Raw genomic sequence first — 3,867 nt, 5'->3', positions numbered from 1 at the left:
TGCCGGCATGATCGCGGCGATCGTCACCGCCGAGGTCGCGTTCTGGGTGCTGCTGCTCAGTGGGCTCGCACTGCGCTACCTCGTCCGTGCACGGCGGCTGAGCGCCGTGGCGCTCGCCGCCGTACCGCTGGTCGATCTCGCGCTGCTGGTCCTTGTCGCGGTCGATGTGGGCAGCGGTGCCCCACCAACCCGACCGCACGCGTTCGCTGCTCTGTACCTGGGCGTCACCGTGGCCTTCGGCCACCCCATCATTGCGCGCACCGACGCGTGGTTCCACCACCGCTTCGCGGGCGGACCCGAACCCCACAAGCCCCCGAAGGGCTCGACTGCGGAAGTGCGCGCGATCTGGCGTGAATGGTTTCGCGTCGTCGTCGCCGCAGCCATCGGCGCGGCCTGCCTGCTCGTCATGATCGCCCTCGAAGGGTGGCACGTTCCCGCGAGCGTCGATGACGCTGCCGACCATCCCTATTGGGCCACACTGCTGCTGCTGCCGACCATCACCGTGGTCTGGTTCCTGGCCGGACCTGCCTTCGCCGGGCGCGGAGACCCCACCCGGGATCGGTGAGTCGCTGCACAGCAACACGATTGGGTGTGCAGCCGCGGTGCGCGACATCGGGACGAGGCGCACCATCGCGACAGCCGCTACATCAGCCTATTGCTATTCCGGTTGTTTTGTCTGACGAAATCGATATGACAAAGCTACTTGACTCGCTATTGAAGTTCGGACAGGATCAAACCGCACGTAAGGCTCCGCACCTCGGCGGACCGACTTCTGTCTCGTCTTCTGAAGGGGGACCAGTGCGCGTTGCCGTCATCGGCCTGGGGGTCATGGGACTTCCGATGTCACTCAATCTCGTCGCTGCCGGCTTCGATGTCGTGGGCTACACCCGCACGGCAGACCGTGGCCGTCCGCTTGCCGAAGGTGGTGGGACCCTGGCGGATTCACTCGCGTCGGCGGTCGCCTGCGCCGAGGCTGTGGTCACGGTGCTGCCGGACTCGCCGGATGTGGTCGAGGTGTACACCGGCCCCGGTGGCGTGCTGGAGTCGGCCGCAGCCGACACCCTGCTACTGGACATGAGCACCATTCGACCCGATGTCGCCCGTGATCTGCACGAGCAGGCCGCGGCCGCCTCGATGGTCATGCTGGATGCTCCGGTGAGCGGAGGCCAGGCAGGCGCGCAGGAAGGCGCCCTCTCCATCATGTGCGGCGGTAGCGCCGACGCCTTCCAGCGGGCCCAGTCTCTGCTCGAGGCGATGGGTAAGACGATCGTCCTCGTGGGCGGACCCGGCAGCGGCCAGACCGTCAAGGCCGCCAATCAGTTGCTCGTCGCCGGCACAATCGAACTCGTCGCCGAAGCACTCGTTTTCCTCGACGCACACGACGTCGACCTCACCCCGGCCGTCGAAGTCCTGGCGGGTGGTCTCGCCGGCAGCACTGTACTCAATCGCAAAGCAGCGTCGATGATCTCCGGCGAGTTCGCCCCGGGCTTCCGGGTCGACCTGCATCACAAGGATCTCGGCATCTACCGCGAGGCCGCACGACAGCAGGGCGTCTTCTCGCCCGCCGGCGCTCTCGTCGCCGAGTTGATGGCTTCGTTGCGCGCCAGCGGGGGAGGCAGCCTCGACCACTCCGCACTGCTCACCCAGGTCGCGCGGCTGTCCGGGTCGACGACGTGGGCGGCGTCGTGAACTCCGACATCCCGACGACGCGGGAAACGCTCGCCCTCGTCGCGAACGTCTCGCTGCTGTTCACCGAGGCGCCCTACCTGGAACGCTTCGATCGGGCCGCTGCCGCAGGCTTCACCGCGGTCGAGACGTGGTGGCCGTGGCCCGCCGCAGTGCCCGGCGATGCCGAGGTGGACGCTTTTCTCACCGCCGTCGGTTCCGCAGGGGTGACGCTGACCGGGCTCAACCTGTTCGCCGGCGACATGCCCGGCGGCGAGCGGGGGATCATCTCGTGGCCCGACCGCAGCGACGAATTCGCCGCGAACCTCGATCTCGTCGTCGACATCGCACGACGCACCGGTTGTGCCGGATTCAACGCCCTCTACGGCCAGCGTCGAGAAGGGATCGACCCCGCGACGCAGGACGCGGTTGCCCGCGAGCGACTCGGCGTCGCCACGTCCCGGCTCAGCGAGGTCGGCGGTACGGTGCTCGTCGAATCCCTGGGGCGGGGTCTCAACGGTGCTTATCCACTGGAGTCGGCGGCTGACGCAATAGCTGTTGTGCGCCAGGTGCGTTCGGATACGGGACTGGCCAACATCGGGCTGCTGTACGACACGTTCCACCTCGCGACCAGTGGCGACGACCTGATCGGCGATGTCAAGGACTTTGCGTCGCTCATCGCCCACGTACAGATCGCTGACGCGCCCGGTCGGGGCGAGCCCGGCACGGGCGGCATCGACTTCACGCGGGTGCTCGATGAGCTCTGGGCGGCAGGCTATCGCGGCTCGGTCGCCTGTGAGTACAAGCCGACCGTACCGACTACGGATTCACTCGCCTGGATCGGAGGATTCCCCCGGCTCGCTGCCCTGCGTCCGGTCGTCAGCTGATGTCGAGAGCTGTTGTCGTGCAGAGGATCAGGTGCCGCGTGCTGCCGCCACATCGGCGAGAAGCATGTCCCGGCAGCCATCGAGATCGACCCGCAGTGCGGCTTCGGCGGCGTCGGGTTCCCCCTTGGCAATGGCGTCGAGAATCGCGGCGTGCCGAGCAGTCAGTTCGGTCAGATCGGTCGACGCGTTGCGCCGTACTTGAGCAATGCACAGCTGCGCCTCGCCCATCACCGAGGCATGCATCCGCTGCAGACGCTGGCTTGCCGTGGCAGCCACGAGTGCACGGTGAAAGGCCACGTCGGCCTCGGTGTGGTCGGCGTGCGCCGACTGCTCGGCCGCCAGGCGCATCAGGTTCAGCGCCCGCTGGGCCTCGCTCGGTGCGGTACGCGAGGCGGCCAGGGTACGCACGGCCAGTGTCTCGACCGGTTGGCGGCTGAAGTAGATGTCGGTGATGTCGTCGGCGGACAGTTGTGGCACCACGGAGCTCCGCCGCGGTCCCCGGCGGAGCAGCCCTTCGGCACAGAGCCGGTCGAGCCCGGCCTTGGCTGTCGGACGGGCCACGTCGAACCGCTCGGCGACCCAGGCTTCGGTGAGCCGCAGCCCTGGGGGCACCTCGCCCTTGAGGATCTGCGCGCGCAACGCGTCACTGAGTGACTCGGTCAGTGATGTGGCTGCAAGCACCGGCGACACGGCACACCTCGGGTTCTTCTGGCTGACGTTGTGGGCCAGTCTAGGTCAGCACGTCGCTCCGATGGAGCTCGCGACGGACCCAGGCCGGACCGTTTTGAATAATTGTCTAACAAGTTGAGACTGTCAAGTATTTACTGGGTGGCGAAGGAGTCAGGCAGACGCCGTCGGCGCCGCTGGGCGTCGACACACCATGCCCGGTTCCTCAAAACGACTCTGGAAGAATAGGATTGGCTATCGTGGCCTTCAACAGGACCCTTGATGAACGACTGTCGCAGCTGTGGGCAGACCGTGTGGTGGCCGTTGTCCGGGCAGACTCGGTGCCCGATCCGGTCGGATTGTGTGAGGCGCTGCGCCGCGGCGGGATACGGACCGTGGAGTTCACCTTCACCATCTCGAACATCGAGACATGCCTGGAGTCGGCAGTCGCGGCAGCAGCCGGCACCGACACCGTGATCGGTGCGGGCACCGTGTTGACCACCGATCAGGCGCAGCGCGCCATCGATCTGGGGGTGCGCTTCTTCGTGACGCCGTGCCATCAACCCGACGTCGCCGCACTGGCGAACGATCACGGGATTCCATTGCTGGATGGCGCCATGACCCCCAGTGAGGTCCACGCAGCCCACCG

Annotated in this window: 5 protein-coding genes; 4 read left to right on the top strand and 1 reads right to left on the bottom strand. The window is 67.0% G+C overall.

What is annotated here, in order from left to right; translation table 11 throughout:
- The 3 genes from ACOJSN_RS15315 to ACOJSN_RS15305 all read left to right on the top strand — a co-directional run.
- On the top strand, positions 1-565 hold a 565-nt coding region (locus tag ACOJSN_RS15315; protein ID WP_420113357.1), incomplete at its 5' end, for a hypothetical protein.
- 233 nt (positions 566-798) lie between these two features.
- Complete coding sequence (locus ACOJSN_RS15310) at positions 799-1,689, top strand: NAD(P)-dependent oxidoreductase (RefSeq protein ID WP_420113358.1); 891 nt, start codon at positions 799-801, stop codon at positions 1,687-1,689.
- Positions 1,674-2,552: a hydroxypyruvate isomerase family protein gene (locus ACOJSN_RS15305; protein ID WP_420113356.1), complete on the top strand. Its 879-nt coding sequence runs from the start codon at positions 1,674-1,676 to the stop codon at positions 2,550-2,552. The genes ACOJSN_RS15310 and ACOJSN_RS15305 overlap by 16 nt, the downstream gene beginning before the upstream one ends.
- 27 nt (positions 2,553-2,579) lie before the next feature.
- On the opposite strand, the gene ACOJSN_RS15300 is transcribed toward ACOJSN_RS15305, so the two are convergent.
- Complete coding sequence (locus tag ACOJSN_RS15300) at positions 2,580-3,242, bottom strand: GntR family transcriptional regulator (RefSeq protein ID WP_420113355.1); 663 nt, start codon at positions 3,240-3,242, stop codon at positions 2,580-2,582.
- A 236-nt stretch (positions 3,243-3,478) separates the two neighbouring features.
- Between ACOJSN_RS15300 and ACOJSN_RS15295 the strand changes: the two genes are divergently transcribed.
- Positions 3,479-3,867 (top strand): bifunctional 4-hydroxy-2-oxoglutarate aldolase/2-dehydro-3-deoxy-phosphogluconate aldolase (locus tag ACOJSN_RS15295; protein ID WP_420113354.1); only part of this gene is annotated, 389 nt, incomplete at its 3' end.

It is taken from the genome of Pseudactinotalea sp. (assembly GCF_048594945.1).
Lineage (GTDB): Bacteria > Actinomycetota > Actinomycetes > Actinomycetales > Beutenbergiaceae > Pseudactinotalea.
The sequence above is the reverse complement of the archived record's forward strand: the minus strand, read 5'-3'. Positions and strand labels throughout refer to the sequence as shown.